Raw genomic sequence first — 14,896 nt, 5'->3', positions numbered from 1 at the left:
CGGACTACCATTCGGGCGATGAGGATCGGGCGATGGCTGTTCGTGCTGGGCACGCTGCTGTGCCTGACGTTGTTCGTCGGCCAGGGCGTCGCGACCGCGGAGACCGCCGGTGGCGAGGGCAGTACCAGCAGTGGCGCCAGTAGCAGTAGCAGCAGCACTGCCGGCAGCAGAAGTGACTCGGCGTCCACCGGTTCGGCGGCCTCGGGGACCTCGACGTCCCCCGGCGCCTCACCGCAGGCCACCAGCGCCCCCGGCGCCGCGGGCGCCACGGGCGCCGCCAAGGGCACGACCAGGGGCAAGCCGGCCGCCACACCGGATCTCAAGCCCCGCACCAAGCCTGCCACCGCTCCCAATACCGCGCCCGATACCGAGCCCGATACCGAGCCTGCCGCCACCCCGTCGGAGCCCGATCCGAACTCCGAGCCCGCTGCCGAGCCAGCGGCGAATCCGGTCGCCCAGCCGACGTCCAAGCCGGTCGCCAAGCCGACGTCCAAGCCGGTCGCCAAGCCGACCGTGACGCCGCAGACCAACACCGCCGCATCGCCGGTGGCCGACACCGCGCCGGTCACGTCGCGCGAGCCGACCGCGTCGCCCGCACACCAGGCCACGCCCACCCCCGAGACCGCGACCGAACCCGCCGCGACGGAACCCGCCGCGACCGAGCCCGCCGCCGCACAGGCCGCCGCCCTCGACCCGGTCGCCGCCGAGCCCGTCACCAAGCTCGGGGCCAAGCCCGTGGTCAAGCCGGTCACGACGGCCACCGCGCCGCCGCAGCCCACGCTGCTGAACATCGTCGGCACCATCCTGTTCAACCTCGTCACCGCGCCGCTCAAGCTGCTCGAGAAGGCCCCCGTCATCCCGCCGGGCAGCACCGTCACCGTCGGCCGGTCGACGCTCGACATCGGCTGCGGGTGCGGGCAGTCCGTCGACGCGCGCTGGTACTTCCCCAACCAGGCCGACCCGCCCCGCAGCGTCGTGTTCCTGTCACACGGGTTCCTGCGCTCCAACAGCGCGATGTCGGCGATGGCCGTGCAGATGGCGCAGCAGACCAACAGCGTCGTCGTCACGCCCACGCTGACGTCCAACCCGTTCGCCACCGGCGGCTGCTGGATCAGCGGGCAGCCCATGCAGCAGGCGGTGGCGAACCTGTTCGTCGGGGACCGCGAGGCGTTGACCGCGAGCGCCGCGGCGGCGGGCTGGACCGGCGGCGCGCTGCCCACCAAGTTCGTGCTGTCGGGGCACTCGGCGGGCGGCGGGCTGGCCGCGGCCGCCGCCGGGTACACCGTCGACAACGGCGCGGTGTCCGACCTGCTGATGGTCGTCATGCTCGACGGCGTCCCGTCCGGTGACGCGCTCACCGCGGCGTTGGCCAAGCTCGACGGGGCCGATTACCGCAAGGTGTACCAGATCGCGGCGCGCCCCTACGCCTGGAACGCCAACGGCATCGGCGTCACCCAGCTGGAGGCCGCACGGCCTGGCGAGTTCGTCGGCGTCCGCCTCGACGGCGGCTCCCACGTCGACGCCGAGGGGGCCAGCAGCGACTTCCTGGCCCAACTTGCGTGCGGTTTCTCCCTGCCGCAGAACGTCGCGGCCGTGCAGGACATCGCCACGGGGTGGATCAACGACGCGATCGACGGCACCAGCAACGGCGTCTACGGCACCCCCGGCCAGACGCTGACCATTCCCACGGCCGCGGGCCCGGCGACGGGCGTCGCCCTGGGAAGCCAGGTGCCGGCGGCCGTGGGAATGGTCGCCGTCTGAGCCGTCAGAACGCGTCGGTGGTCACGCCGAGTTCGTGCAGCCGCGCCCGATAGCGGTCGACGCTGCGCAGCTTGACGTCCTCGTATCCGCGGACCAGGTCGGCGGCCTCGGCGACGGCCGTCGCCGTCGCGTAGCCGTCGGCGTCGAGACCGGCCGACAGCGTGGCGATCGTCGCCCGATAGTGCGCCAGCAGCGCGCGTTCGAGGCGGCGGATCCGGGTGTGGCCGAACGGGTCGAGCGGCGTGCCGCGCAATCGGCGACCCCGGGCCAGCAGGCGCAGCGCCGGCTGCGTGCGCGGCCCGAACCCGACCTTGCGGCTGCGGCCGAGCGCCTTGAGCACCGGGGGGTGCAACCGGAACACCACGTCCCGCGCGCCGGGGACCTCGGCGGCGACGCTCGCCAGGAAGCCCGGATCCGTGAGCAGCCGCGCCACCTCGTACTCGTCCTTGTAGGCGGTCAGCGTGAACAATCCCCTGGCCACGGCGGCGCTGAACGCCGTCTCCTCGCCGACGGCCCGCTCGGCCGCCCACGCCTCCTCCACGCACCGCACGTACTCGGCGGCAGTCGCCTCACCCTGGTAGTCGACGAGTTCGGCGGCACGCCTGGCCACCAGCGCCAGCGTCTCGCCGCCCAGCGACGTCGACCGCAGCAGCGGATGGTCGGCGGCCAGCACCGGGGGCGGCACCGTCGGCCGCGTCACCGCCGCGGCGAACGCCGCGGGGTCGGCGACGGCCACCCGGCCCCACGCGAAGGCGGCCCGGTTGGCGGCCACGTCGACGCCGTTGAACTCGATGGCGTCCAGGACGTGGCGTTCGGGAATCGGCAGGGCACCGGCCTGATACGCCGCGCCGACGAGCAGGAAGTTCGCCACCAGCGTGGTGCCGAACAGCCTCTCGGAGGCAGCCAGCGCGTCCAGGGCGACGACGTCGCGCGACCGGCTGCGCAGCCGCTGCAGCAGGTCCTCGGCGGCCGGGTGGGAGACCGATGCGTCGTAGACCATGTCGCCGGTGGGGGTCGGGCTCGTCGAGGCGACGGTGAGGGTGCGCTCGGCGGAGGCCACCGCCGCCCGGGTGTCGTCGGCGGCGGTCAGCAGGTCGAAGGCCAGGACGCAGTCCGCGGCGCCCGGGCCGATCCGGTTCGACGTCGGCGTCGCTTCGCGATGCACCCGCAGGTGCGACGTCACGGGGCCGGCCTTCTGACTCAGCCCGGTCTGGTCGAGGCCCTGCACGGCGAACCCGGCCCGCAGGGCCGCGGTGGCCAGCACCTGGTTGACGGTGACGATGCCGGTGCCGCCGACCCCGGCCAGGAACACGTTGAAGACCTCGTCGACGTGGGGCAGCGCCGGTTCGGGCGTCCGCGGCGGCGTCGGGGGTTCGCGCCGGGCCGGCGCGGCGTCCGCGTCGACCTCGACGGTGACGAACGACGGGCAGTCGCCGTCCAGGCAGGAGTAATCGGTGTTGCAGCCGGTCTGGTCGATGCGCGTCTTGCGGCCGAACTCGGTGTCGACGGGTTGCACCGACAGGCAGTTGGACTTGACGCCGCAGTCGCCGCAGCCCTCGCACACCGCCTCGTTGATCACGACGCGGGTCGACCGGGTGGGCAGCGTGCCACGCTTGCGCTTGCGGCGTGCGTCGGCCGCACACGGCTGGTCGTAGATCAACACGGTGACGCCGGGCACGTCGCGCAGCACGCGCTGTGCCTCGTCGAGCCGGTCGCGGTGCCACACCGCCGCGCCCGCGGCCAGCCGGGCGCCGGCCAGGCGTGCGGGCTCGTCGGAGCACACGATGATGCGGGCGACGCCCTCGGCGGCCAGCTTGTGGGTCAGTGCCGGGATCGCGAGGTTGCCCTCCGCGTGCTGGGCGCCCGTCATGGCCACCGCACCGTTGTAGAGCAGCTTGTAGGTGACGTTGACGCCCGCCGCGATGCACGCCTGCACGGCGAGTTGCCCCGAGTGGAAGAACGTGCCGTCACCGACGTTCTGGAAGACGTGTCCGACGTCGGTGAACGGGGCCTGGCCGATCCACTGCGCGCCCTCGCCGCCCATCTGCGTCAGACCGGTGACCTGGGAGTCGGTGCGGCTGGACATCGTCACCAACGTGTGGCAGCCGATGCCGCCTCCTGTCAGCGAGCCGGCGGGGACGGCCGTGGAGCGGTTGTGCGGGCAACCCGAGCAGAAGTACGGCTTGCGGGTGACCGGCAGCAGGTCGAGTCGTAGGGGCGTGCGGGCGGGGGCGCGCAGCGCGGCGTCGGGCAGCACGTCGGGCAGGACGTGGCGCAGCACGCGGCGCAGCGGCGCGACCAGCCGGGCCGCGGTCAACTCGCCGTCGGCCGGGACGAGGACGGTGCCCGCCGGGCCGTCGGCGCCGTGCTTGCCGAGCACCCGCGGAGCGTCGGCCGTGCCGTACAGGACGTCGCGGACCTGCGATTCGACGAGGCCGAGCTTGTCCTCGACCACCAGCACGGCGTCGACGCCGCGGGCGAGCCGGCGCACGACGTCGGCGTCCAGCGGGTAGGGCACACCCACCCGCGCGAGCCGGATGCCCGCGCCGCCCAGCGCGTCGGCGTCCAGGCCCAGGTCGGCCAGCGCCCCGCGCAGCGCGTCGTAGGCGGTGCCGACGCCGACGATGCCGAGGCGCGCCCGCGGCGGATCGACGTCGATCGCGTTGAGCGCCCCCGGCCCCGAGCCGGAGTTCGCCGCGACGAACGCGCGCACCATCTGCCAGCGCGGCCCGTAGAGGTCGGCCTCGGCCAGCACGCTGTCCGGGGGAGCGGCCATCACGCGCTGCCGGTAGGTCCACGGGGTGCCCTGCCACGTGATGGCGGGCACGGCGGTCGACAGCGCGCCGAAGTCGCCGTCGACCGACCAGGACCCGTCGGCGACGTCGGCGACGAGCTTCATCGCCACCGGGCAGCCGGACGCGCGGGACAGCTCGATGGCGTGCAGGCCGAACGTGACGACCTCCTCGGCGTTGCGGGGGAACACGATCGGCAGGTTGAGCGCGGCCAGCGACCGCTCGCTGGCGGCCGGGACGGTCGACGACTTGGCGGCCGGGTCGTCGCCGACGATGGCCAGCACGCCGCCGCGCGGGTGGGTGCCGTAGGTCGTCATGTGCCGGATGGCGTCGCCGGCGCGGTCGAGGCCGGGGCCCTTGCCGTACCAGACGCCGACGACGCCGTCGTGCGTGCGGGCACCGGCGGGCAGCTCCACCTGGCTGCCCCACACCGACGTAGCCGCGAGTTCTTCGTTGAGGCCGGGGACCAGGTGGACGTCGTGCTCGGCGCGCAGTGCCGGGATGCCTGCCAGCAACGTGTCCAGGCCGGCGAGCGGGCTGCCCTGATAACCGGAGACGAACGTCGCGGTGTGTCGTCCCCGGCGGCGATCGCGGGCGTGGGCTTCGACGAGCAGACGGGCGATGGCCTGGACGCCGGTGAGGAGGACGGGGCCGGAATCGGTGCGGTACCGATCGGCGGGGTGGGCCACCACGGCGGGGGCGTGCGCGACCCCGTGCGTGATGTCGTCGAGGGTGCTCACGTGGACCTCCAAGGCGCGGTCAGCTGTCCATTTCGATGACTCAACCATCGACTCGCGGTCCGATCGGTTCAACTATTTGCGCCACAACTGAGCGAGGTGGTCAGATGGTGATTGCCATCACGTTGCGAGGTGACCGCATTGCTCAACATCGACCGACTCGACGCGCGACTGCTTGCCGTGCTCTCGCGCGACGCCCGCCAAGGGGTGGGTGAACTGGCCGCGGCGCTCGGCGTCGCCCGCAACACCGTGCAGGCGCGGCTGCGCCGGCTCACCGAGGCCAAGGTGCTCCGCGGGTTCCGCCCCGACGTCGACCTGGAGGCGGTGGGGGCCGGGGTGCAGGCGTTCGTGGCACTGGAGGTGCGCCAGAGCGAGCTGACCGCCATCGCGCGCTCGATGGCGGCCATCCCGGAGGTGCTGGAGGTGCACGCGACCACCGGACGCGAGGACCTGCTGGTGCGCGTCGCCACCTCCAGCCAGGCCGAGTTGCAGCGCCTCGTCGAGGACATCGTCGCGCTGCCCGGCGTGGTGCACTCCAGCACGACGCTGGCGCTCACCACGCCGCTGCCGTACCGCATCGAGCCCCTGCTGCAGGCACTGACGCGGGACTCGGGCTGGGGCCGGTCCACCCCGGCTCCCGACGGCAGATCCGGGCATCGGTGAGCATGAGACGCGACCGGAGTGGGTACAGACCCGTCTGGCTGCAAGAACCGCACGCAAAACCGCGTGGCAACCCTTGACGGAAGGGCCTCGAGGGGCCAGTCTGTTGGGCAGCATGTGTGATTGGTCTTCAGACGCCAGCCAGCATCACCCGGGCCGCCGCATGCGTAGGTTGAGGAATGCGCCGCACTGCGCTAGTGTTGGACGTTGCGCTGGCTGCATCCTGCCCACCCTCACCCGCATCTGACACACCACCTAGCCTGAGCCCTGCTCAGCCCTCTAGGCGCGTGCCGTGTGGATCCGAGGTTCGGACCGAGAGAACGCCAGCCGAACCGACGCAGATACAGCGGCAACGCGGACTCCGGTTTCCGGGCCTCCGAATAGTCGCATGAGGTGCTGGAAGGACGCATCTTGGCAGTCTCTAGCCAGAGCAAGTCAGTAGATCCCATCAACTCCGTTCCGGGTGCACCCAACCGAGTCTCCTTCGCAAAGCTCCGCGAACCCCTCGTGGTTCCGGGGCTTCTCGACGTTCAGACCGACTCGTTCGAGTGGCTGGTCGGCTCGGAGGCGTGGCGTGCCAAGGCCATCGAGCGTGGCGAGCCCAACCCCAAGGGTGGTCTCGAAGAGGTGCTCGAGGAGTTGTCGCCGATCGAGGACTTCGCGGGCAACCTGTCGCTGACCTTCTCCGATCCGCGTTTCGACGAGGTCAAGGCCTCCGTCGACGACTGCAAGGAAAAGGACCAGACCTACGCGGCGCCGCTGTTCGTCACCGCGGAGTTCATGAACGCCGAGAGCGGCGAGATCAAGAGCCAGACGGTCTTCATGGGCGACTTCCCGATGATGACCGAGAAGGGCACCTTCATCATCAACGGCACCGAGCGTGTCGTGGTGTCCCAGCTGGTCCGTTCGCCCGGCGTGTACTTCGACAAGACGAAGGACAAGGCCACCGACAACGACCTCACCAGCGTCAAGGTCATCCCCGGCCGTGGCGCCTGGCTCGAGTTCGACGTCGACAAGCGCGCCACCGTCGGCGTGCGCATCGACCGCAAGCGCCGCCAGCCCGTCACGGTGCTGCTGAAGGCGCTCGGCTGGACCAACGAGCAGATCGTGGAGCGCTTCGGCTTCTCCGAGATCATGATGAGCACGCTCGAGAAGGACAGCACCGCCGGTCCCGACGAGGCGCTGCTCGACATCTACCGCAAGCTGCGCCCGGGCGAGCCGCCCACCAAGGAGTCGGCGCAGACCCTGCTGGAGAACCTGTTCTTCAAGGAGAAGCGGTACGACCTGGCCCGCGTCGGCCGCTACAAGGTCAACAAGAAGCTGGGGCTGAACCCCGGTGTCCCGATCACCAGCTCCACGCTGACGCCCGAGGACATCGCGGCCACCATCGAGTACCTGGTGCGCCTGCACGAGGCCCCGCCGGATCAGACCACGTTCATGACGGCGCCCGGCGGCATCGAGGTGCCCGTCGACGTCGACGACATCGACCACTTCGGCAACCGCCGGCTGCGCACCGTGGGCGAGCTGATCCAGAACCAGATCCGCGTGGGCCTGTCCCGCATGGAGCGCGTCGTGCGCGAGCGCATGACGACCCAGGACGTCGAGGCGATCACGCCGCAGACCCTGATCAACATCCGTCCCGTCGTGGCGGCGATCAAGGAGTTCTTCGGCACCAGCCAGCTGTCGCAGTTCATGGACCAGAACAACCCGCTGTCGGGTCTGACCCACAAGCGCCGCCTGTCGGCGCTGGGCCCCGGCGGTCTGTCCCGTGAGCGCGCCGGCCTCGAGGTCCGCGACGTGCACGCCAGCCACTACGGCCGGATGTGCCCCATCGAGACCCCGGAAGGCCCGAACATCGGCCTCATCGGCTCGCTCTCGGTGTACGCGCGGGTCAACCCGTTCGGCTTCATCGAGACGCCGTACCGCAAGGTCGTCGACGGTGTCGTCACCGACGAGATCGTGCACCTCACCGCCGACGAGGAGGACCGCCACGTCGTGGCGCAGGCCAACTCGCCGCTGGACGCCGACGGTCGCTTCACCGAGGACAAGATCCTGGTCCGCCGCAAGGGCGGCGAGGTGGAGAACGTCTCGCCGATGGACGTGGACTACATGGACGTCTCGCCGCGCCAGATGGTGTCGGTCGCGACGGCGATGATCCCGTTCCTGGAGCACGACGACGCCAACCGCGCGCTCATGGGTGCCAACATGCAGCGTCAGGCGGTTCCGCTGGTGCGCAGCGAGGCCCCGCTCGTCGGCACCGGCATGGAGCTGCGTGCCGCGATCGATGCCGGTGACGTCGTGGTGTCCGCCAAGGCGGGCGTGGTCGAGGAGGTCTCGGCCGACTACGTCACCGTGATGGCCGACGACGGCACCCGGCACACCTACCGGATGCGCAAGTTCGCCCGCTCCAATCACGGCACGTGCGCCAACCAGCGCCCGATCGTGGACTCCGGGCAGCGCGTCGAGGCCGGTCAGGTCATCGCCGACGGTCCGTGCACCGAGAACGGTGAGATGGCGCTCGGCAAGAACCTGCTGGTCGCCGTCATGCCGTGGGAGGGCCACAACTACGAGGACGCGATCATCCTCTCGCAGCGCCTGGTGGAGGAGGACGTGCTGACGTCCATCCACATCGAGGAGCACGAGATCGATGCCCGCGACACCAAGCTGGGCGCCGAGGAGATCACGCGGGACATCCCGAACGTCTCCGACGAGGTGCTGGCCGATCTCGACGAGCGCGGCATCGTCCGCATCGGTGCCGAGGTCCGCGACGGCGACATCCTGGTCGGCAAGGTCACCCCGAAGGGCGAGACCGAGCTGACCCCGGAGGAGCGCCTGCTGCGTGCCATCTTCGGCGAGAAGGCCCGCGAGGTCCGCGACACGTCGCTCAAGGTGCCGCACGGCGAGTCCGGCAAGGTCATCGGCGTCCGCATGTTCAGCCGCGAGGACGACGACGAGCTGCCCGCCGGCGTCAACGAGCTGGTCCGCGTCTACGTGGCCCAGAAGCGCAAGATCTCCGACGGCGACAAGCTCGCCGGACGCCACGGCAACAAGGGCGTCATCGGCAAGATCCTGCCGGTCGAGGACATGCCGTTCATGCCCGACGGCACGCCGGTCGACATCATCCTCAACACGCACGGTGTGCCGCGTCGTATGAACATCGGCCAGATCCTCGAGACCCACCTGGGGTGGGTCGCGAAGGCCGGCTGGAACATCGACGTCGCCGACGGCCGCCCCGAGTGGGCCGAGACCCTGCCCGAGCACATGTTGTCGGCGCCCGCCGACAGCATCGTCTCGACGCCGGTGTTCGACGGTGCGCGCGAGAACGAGCTGCAGGGTCTGCTGGGGTCCACGCTGCCCAACCGCGACGGTGACGTGATGGTCAACGCCGACGGCAAGTCGCAGCTGTTCGACGGCCGCAGTGGTGAACCGTTCCCGTACCCGGTGACGGTCGGCTACATGTACATCCTGAAGCTGCACCACCTGGTGGACGACAAGATCCACGCGCGTTCGACGGGTCCGTACTCGATGATCACGCAGCAGCCTCTCGGTGGTAAGGCGCAGTTCGGTGGTCAGCGCTTCGGTGAGATGGAGTGCTGGGCCATGCAGGCCTACGGTGCGGCGTACACGCTGCAGGAGCTGTTGACCATCAAGTCGGACGACACCGTCGGCCGCGTGAAGGTCTACGAGGCGATCGTCAAGGGCGAGAACATCCCCGAGCCGGGCATCCCCGAGTCGTTCAAGGTGCTGCTCAAGGAACTCCAGTCGCTGTGCCTCAACGTCGAGGTGCTCTCCAGTGAGGGCACCGCGATCGAGATGCGCGACAGCGACGACGAGGACCTGGAGCGCGCTGCGGCGAACCTGGGAATCAACCTGTCTCGCAACGAGTCTCCGTCGGTCGAAGACCTCGCCTGAACCCGATAGTCCGCTAGCCATTTTTTCTCGAAAGCCCGCAAGGGGAAAGGAAGTTACGTGCTAGACGTCAACTTCTTCGATGAACTCCGCATCGGTCTCGCGACCGCGGACGACATCCGCAACTGGTCCTACGGTGAGGTCAAGAAGCCGGAGACCATCAACTACCGCACGCTGAAGCCGGAGAAGGACGGCCTGTTCTGCGAGAAGATCTTCGGACCGACTCGCGACTGGGAGTGCTACTGCGGCAAGTACAAGCGCGTGCGCTTCAAGGGCATCGTCTGCGAGCGCTGCGGCGTCGAGGTGACCCGCGCCAAGGTGCGTCGCGAGCGCATGGGCCACATCGAGCTGGCCGCCCCGGTCACGCACATCTGGTACTTCAAGGGTGTGCCGTCGCGTCTGGGCTACCTGCTGGACCTGGCGCCCAAGGATCTCGAGAAGATCATCTACTTCGCGGCCTACGTCATCACCGACGTGGACACCGAGATGCGGCACAACGAGCTGTCGACGCTCGAGGCCGAGATGGTCGTCGAGAAGAAGGCCGTCGAGGATCAGCGTGACCTCGACCTGGCCGAGCGCAGCCAGAAGCTCGAGGCCGACCTGGCCGAGCTGGAGCGCGAGGGCGCCAAGAGCGACGTGCGCCGCAAGGTGCGCGACGGCGGCGAGCGCGAGATGCGTCAGCTGCGCGACCGGGCCCAGCGTGAGCTGGACCGGCTCGACGAGATCTGGACGACGTTCACCAAGCTGGCTCCCAAGCAGCTGATCGTCGACGAGGTGCTCTACCGCGAGCTGCAGGACCGTTACGGCGAGTACTTCACCGGCGCGATGGGCGCGGAGTCGATCAAGAAGCTCATGGAGAACTTCGACATCGCCGCCGAGGCCGAGTCGCTGCGCGACACGATCAAGAACGGCAAGGGTCAGAAGAAGCTGCGTGCGCTCAAGCGGCTCAAGGTCGTCGCGGCGTTCCAGCAGTCCGGCAACTCGCCCATGGGCATGGTGCTCGACGCCGTTCCGGTGATCCCGCCGGAGCTGCGCCCGATGGTCCAGCTCGACGGTGGCCGCTTCGCCACCTCCGACCTGAACGACCTGTACCGCCGCGTCATCAACCGCAACAACCGGCTCAAGCGACTGATCGACCTCGGCGCCCCCGAGATCATCGTCAACAACGAGAAGCGCATGCTTCAGGAGTCGGTGGACGCGCTGTTCGACAACGGCCGTCGTGGCCGTCCGGTCACCGGGCCGGGCAACCGTCCGCTGAAGTCGCTGTCCGATCTGCTCAAGGGCAAGCAGGGCCGCTTCCGTCAGAACCTGCTCGGCAAGCGCGTCGACTACTCGGGCCGTTCGGTCATCGTGGTCGGCCCGCAGCTCAAGCTGCACCAGTGCGGTCTGCCGAAGCTGATGGCCCTCGAGCTGTTCAAGCCGTTCGTGATGAAGCGTCTGGTGGACCTGAACCACGCGCAGAACATCAAGAGCGCCAAGCGCATGGTGGAGCGTCAGCGCCCCCAGGTGTGGGACGTCCTCGAAGAGGTCATCGCCGAGCACCCGGTGCTGCTGAACCGTGCACCCACGCTGCACCGCCTGGGCATCCAGGCGTTCGAGCCGCAGCTGGTGGAGGGCAAGGCCATCCAGCTGCACCCGCTGGTGTGTGAGGCGTTCAACGCCGACTTCGACGGTGACCAGATGGCCGTGCACCTCCCGCTGTCCGCGGAGGCGCAGGCCGAGGCCCGCATCCTGATGCTGTCGTCGAACAACATCCTGTCGCCGGCGTCGGGCAAGCCGCTCGCCATGCCGCGTCTGGACATGGTGACGGGCCTGTACTTCCTGACCACCCTCATCGAGGGCGATCTGGGCGAGTACCAGCCGGCCACCACCGACCAGCCGGAGCAGGGCGTCTACAGCTCGGCCGCCGAGGCGCAGATGGCCGTCGACCTGCGGGCGCTGTCGGTGCGCGCGAAGATCAAGGTCCGGTTGACGCACCTGCGTCCGCCGGCCGCGATCGAGGCGGAGCTGTTCCCCGAGGGTTGGAAGCCGGGCGACGCCTGGACGGCGCACACCACGCTGGGTCGCGTGCTGTTCAACGAGCTGCTGCCCAAGGGCTACCCGTTCGTCGACGAGCAGATGCACAAGAAGGTCCAGGCCAGGATCATCAACGACCTGGCCGAGCGCTACCCGATGATCGTCGTGGCGCAGACCGTCGACAAGCTCAAGGACGCCGGCTTCTACTGGGCCACCCGTTCGGGTGTCACGGTGTCGATGGCCGACGTGCTGGTGCCGCCGGAGAAGCAGGAGATCCTCGAGCGTCACGAGCGCGAGGCCGACCGCATCGAGAAGCAGTACCAGCGTGGCGCCCTGAACCACGAGGAGCGCAACGGCGAGCTGGTGAAGATCTGGCAGCAGGCCACCGAAGAGGTCGGCAAGGCGCTGGAGGAGTACTACCCGGCGGACAACCCGATCATCACGATCGTGAAGTCCGGCGCCACGGGCAACCTGACCCAGACCCGCACGCTCGCGGGCATGAAGGGTCTGGTGACCAACCCGAAGGGTGAGTTCATCCCGCGCCCCATCAAGTCGTCGTTCCGCGAGGGCCTGACGGTGCTGGAGTACTTCATCAACACGCACGGTGCCCGCAAGGGTCTGGCCGACACCGCGCTGCGTACCGCCGACTCGGGTTACCTGACTCGTCGTCTGGTGGACGTGTCGCAGGACGTGATCGTGCGCGAGCACGACTGCGACACCGAGCGCGGCATCGCCGTGACGCTCGCCGAGAAGGACGCCTCCGGCGCCCTGATCCGCGACGCCCACGTCGAGACGGCGGCGTTCGCCCGCACCCTGGCCAGCGACGCGGTCGACGAGAACGGCAACGTGGTCGTCGAGCGTGGTCACGACCTGGGCGATCCGGCGATCGACGCGTTGCTCGCCGCCGGTATCACCTCGGTGCGGGTGCGTTCGGTGCTGACGTGCGCCAGCGCCGCCGGCGTGTGCGCCATGTGCTACGGCCGTTCGATGGCGACGGGCAAGCTCGTCGACATCGGCGAGGCCGTCGGCATCGTGGCCGCGCAGTCCATCGGTGAGCCGGGCACGCAGCTGACGATGCGTACCTTCCACCAGGGCGGTGTGACCGGTGGCGCCGACATCGTCGGTGGTCTGCCCCGCGTGCAGGAGCTGTTCGAGGCCCGCGTGCCCCGCAACACCGCTCCCATCGCGGACCTGTCGGGTCGCGTGCGCCTGGAGGAGAGCGATCGGTTCTACAAGATCACGATCGTTCCCGACGACGGCAGCGAAGAGGTCGTGTACGACAAGATCTCGCGTCGCCAGCGCCTGAAGGTGTTCAAGCACGACGACGGCACCGAGCGACTGCTCACCGATGGTGACCACGTCGAGGTGGGCCAGCAGCTCATGGAGGGCTCGGCCAACCCGCACGAGGTGCTCCGCGTCCAGGGTCAGCGCAGCGTCCAGCAGCACCTCGTCAACGAGGTGCAGGAGGTCTACCGGGCCCAGGGCGTGTCGATCCACGACAAGCACATCGAGGTCATCGTCCGGCAGATGCTGCGTCGCGTCACGATCATCGACTCGGGTGCGACGGAGTTCCTGCCCGGTTCGCTGACCGAGCGTGCCGAGTTCGAGTCGGAGAACCGTCGCGTGGTGGCCGAGGGTGGCGAGCCCGCCGCCGGTCGCCCGGTGCTGATGGGCATCACGAAGGCGTCGCTGGCCACGGATTCGTGGCTGTCGGCGGCGTCGTTCCAGGAGACCACGCGCGTGCTGACCGATGCGGCGATCAACTGCCGCAGCGACAAGCTGCAGGGTCTGAAGGAGAACGTGATCATCGGCAAGCTGATCCCGGCGGGTACCGGCATCGACCGGTACCGCAACATCCAGGTTCAGCCCACCGAGGAGGCGCGTGCCGCGGCGTACACGATCCCGTCCTACGAGGATCAGTACTACAGCCCGGACTTCGGCCAGGCCTCGGGTGCCGCAGTGCCGCTGGATGACTACGGCTTCAGCGACTACCGCGGATAGCTGGTGATGGAAGGGCCCCCGTGACGTCGTCACGGGGGCCCTTTCGCATCCCGCGACCTGGCCCCTCCCCTTCCGCGAGCAGACGCAAATGTCCGCAACGAACAGGTGTTTGACGGACATTTGCGTCTGCTCAGCGGGTGCGCAGCAGGGTGTCGATGCGCAGCGCCAGCTCGACGGGGGTGCGCCGGATGTCGTCGACCACCATGGGCACTCCCGTCCAGCCCATCTCGCCGAGTCGAGATACCTTGAGCCGGTCGTGTTTCCACGCCTGCGGGTTGGCGTGCCATTCCATGCTGTCGTACTCGGCGTAGACCTGGGCCGAGGGCCAGGCGAAGTCGAGGCGCCACACGCTGCCGCAGAGGTCGCGGATCTCCAGTTGCAGGACGGGCGGGGTGATCCCGTGGTCCAGGAACACCAGCCGTGCCTCGCTCTCCATGGGCGACTCGGAGCGGCCGTCGACGTGCGGGAGCAGGTTCCGCACGGCGACGATGCCGCGGCGGCCCTTCTGCTCGTCGGCCGCGGCCGCCAGGTCGGCGATGGGAACGCCGGCGCGCACCGCGGCGTCGAGCGCCGCGAGTGCTCTGGGGCGCCGCAGGGCACGGGCCACCTCCACCGCGGTCCATCCCGGCGTCGTCGCGAGCCGCCCCTGAACCCTCTGCAACGGCGCACCCAGACGCTGATGCACCATGACGTCCGCCGTCGGACGCATCCGCACGCCGGGATCGAACACGTGCAGGCGCGGGTCGCGTTCGGTGTCGAAGCCGTGCAGCCAGGCCGCCGTTGCCAGGCATGCCACCGCGGGCTGCCCCATCACGAGGTCCAGCGCCGCCAACCGTCCGAGGACGTCCGGCGGTGACAGCGCGTAGACGCCGTGACACACCCGCACCAGCTCGCCCGTGCGCAGCTTGCGCGTGATCTCCCTGCGCGACAGGCGCTTCGCCAACTGGGCCGCCGTCGCCAAGCCGTGCACGTCGTCGAAGACCCCCGCCATGACGTCGACGGTGTCAGGCGGGCCGGGTC

6 protein-coding genes are annotated in these 14,896 nt (G+C 69.7%); 4 read left to right on the top strand and 2 right to left on the bottom strand.

The window, feature by feature from the left end; all coding sequences use genetic code 11:
• Positions 1–18: 18 nt before the first annotated feature.
• Positions 19–1,761 (top strand): hypothetical protein, encoded by a 1,743-nt coding sequence (locus tag AC30CM_RS00160; RefSeq protein ID WP_490114790.1) that lies wholly within the window; start codon positions 19–21, stop codon positions 1,759–1,761.
• Between the two features lie 4 nt (positions 1,762–1,765).
• On the opposite strand, the gene AC30CM_RS00155 is transcribed toward AC30CM_RS00160, so the two are convergent.
• The gene (locus AC30CM_RS00155) at positions 1,766–5,275 is read right to left on the bottom strand and encodes an indolepyruvate ferredoxin oxidoreductase family protein (protein ID WP_490115036.1); all 3,510 of its coding nucleotides are present in this window, start codon (positions 5,273–5,275) and stop codon (positions 1,766–1,768) included.
• A 156-nt stretch (positions 5,276–5,431) separates the two neighbouring features.
• Between AC30CM_RS00155 and AC30CM_RS00150 the strand changes: the two genes are divergently transcribed.
• From AC30CM_RS00150 to AC30CM_RS00140, 3 genes are all read left to right on the top strand, one after another.
• Positions 5,432–5,953 (top strand): Lrp/AsnC family transcriptional regulator, encoded by a 522-nt coding sequence (locus AC30CM_RS00150; RefSeq protein WP_490115035.1) that lies wholly within the window; start codon positions 5,432–5,434, stop codon positions 5,951–5,953.
• Positions 5,954–6,343: 390 nt separating this feature from the next.
• Entirely contained in the window at positions 6,344–9,862 is a 3,519-nt protein-coding gene (gene rpoB / locus AC30CM_RS00145) for a DNA-directed RNA polymerase subunit beta (RefSeq protein WP_490114789.1), read from the top strand.
• Between the two features lie 57 nt (positions 9,863–9,919).
• Positions 9,920–13,876 carry a DNA-directed RNA polymerase subunit beta' gene (locus tag AC30CM_RS00140; protein WP_490114788.1) on the top strand — a complete coding sequence of 1,319 codons (3,957 nt, stop codon included), beginning with the start codon at positions 9,920–9,922 and terminating at the stop codon, positions 13,874–13,876.
• 130 nt (positions 13,877–14,006) lie between these two features.
• On the opposite strand, the gene AC30CM_RS00135 is transcribed toward AC30CM_RS00140, so the two are convergent.
• The gene (locus tag AC30CM_RS00135; RefSeq protein WP_490114787.1) at positions 14,007–14,867 is read right to left on the bottom strand and encodes a type IV toxin-antitoxin system AbiEi family antitoxin; all 861 of its coding nucleotides are present in this window, start codon (positions 14,865–14,867) and stop codon (positions 14,007–14,009) included.
• Between the last annotated feature and the right edge of the window lie 29 nt (positions 14,868–14,896).

The organism is Mycobacterium sp. DHQP2018-32-09 (assembly GCF_058148405.1).
This window is presented reverse-complemented; position numbering and strand designations above follow the sequence as displayed.

Bases quoted from the DNA above. Each gene is read 5' to 3' on its own strand.
- AC30CM_RS00135 (WP_490114787.1), bottom strand. From the start codon at position 14,867: ATGGCGGGGGTCTTCGACGACGTGCACGGCTTGGCGACGGCGGCCCAG.
- AC30CM_RS00160 (WP_490114790.1), top strand. From the start codon at position 19: ATGAGGATCGGGCGATGGCTGTTCGTGCTGGGCACGCTGCTGTGCCTG.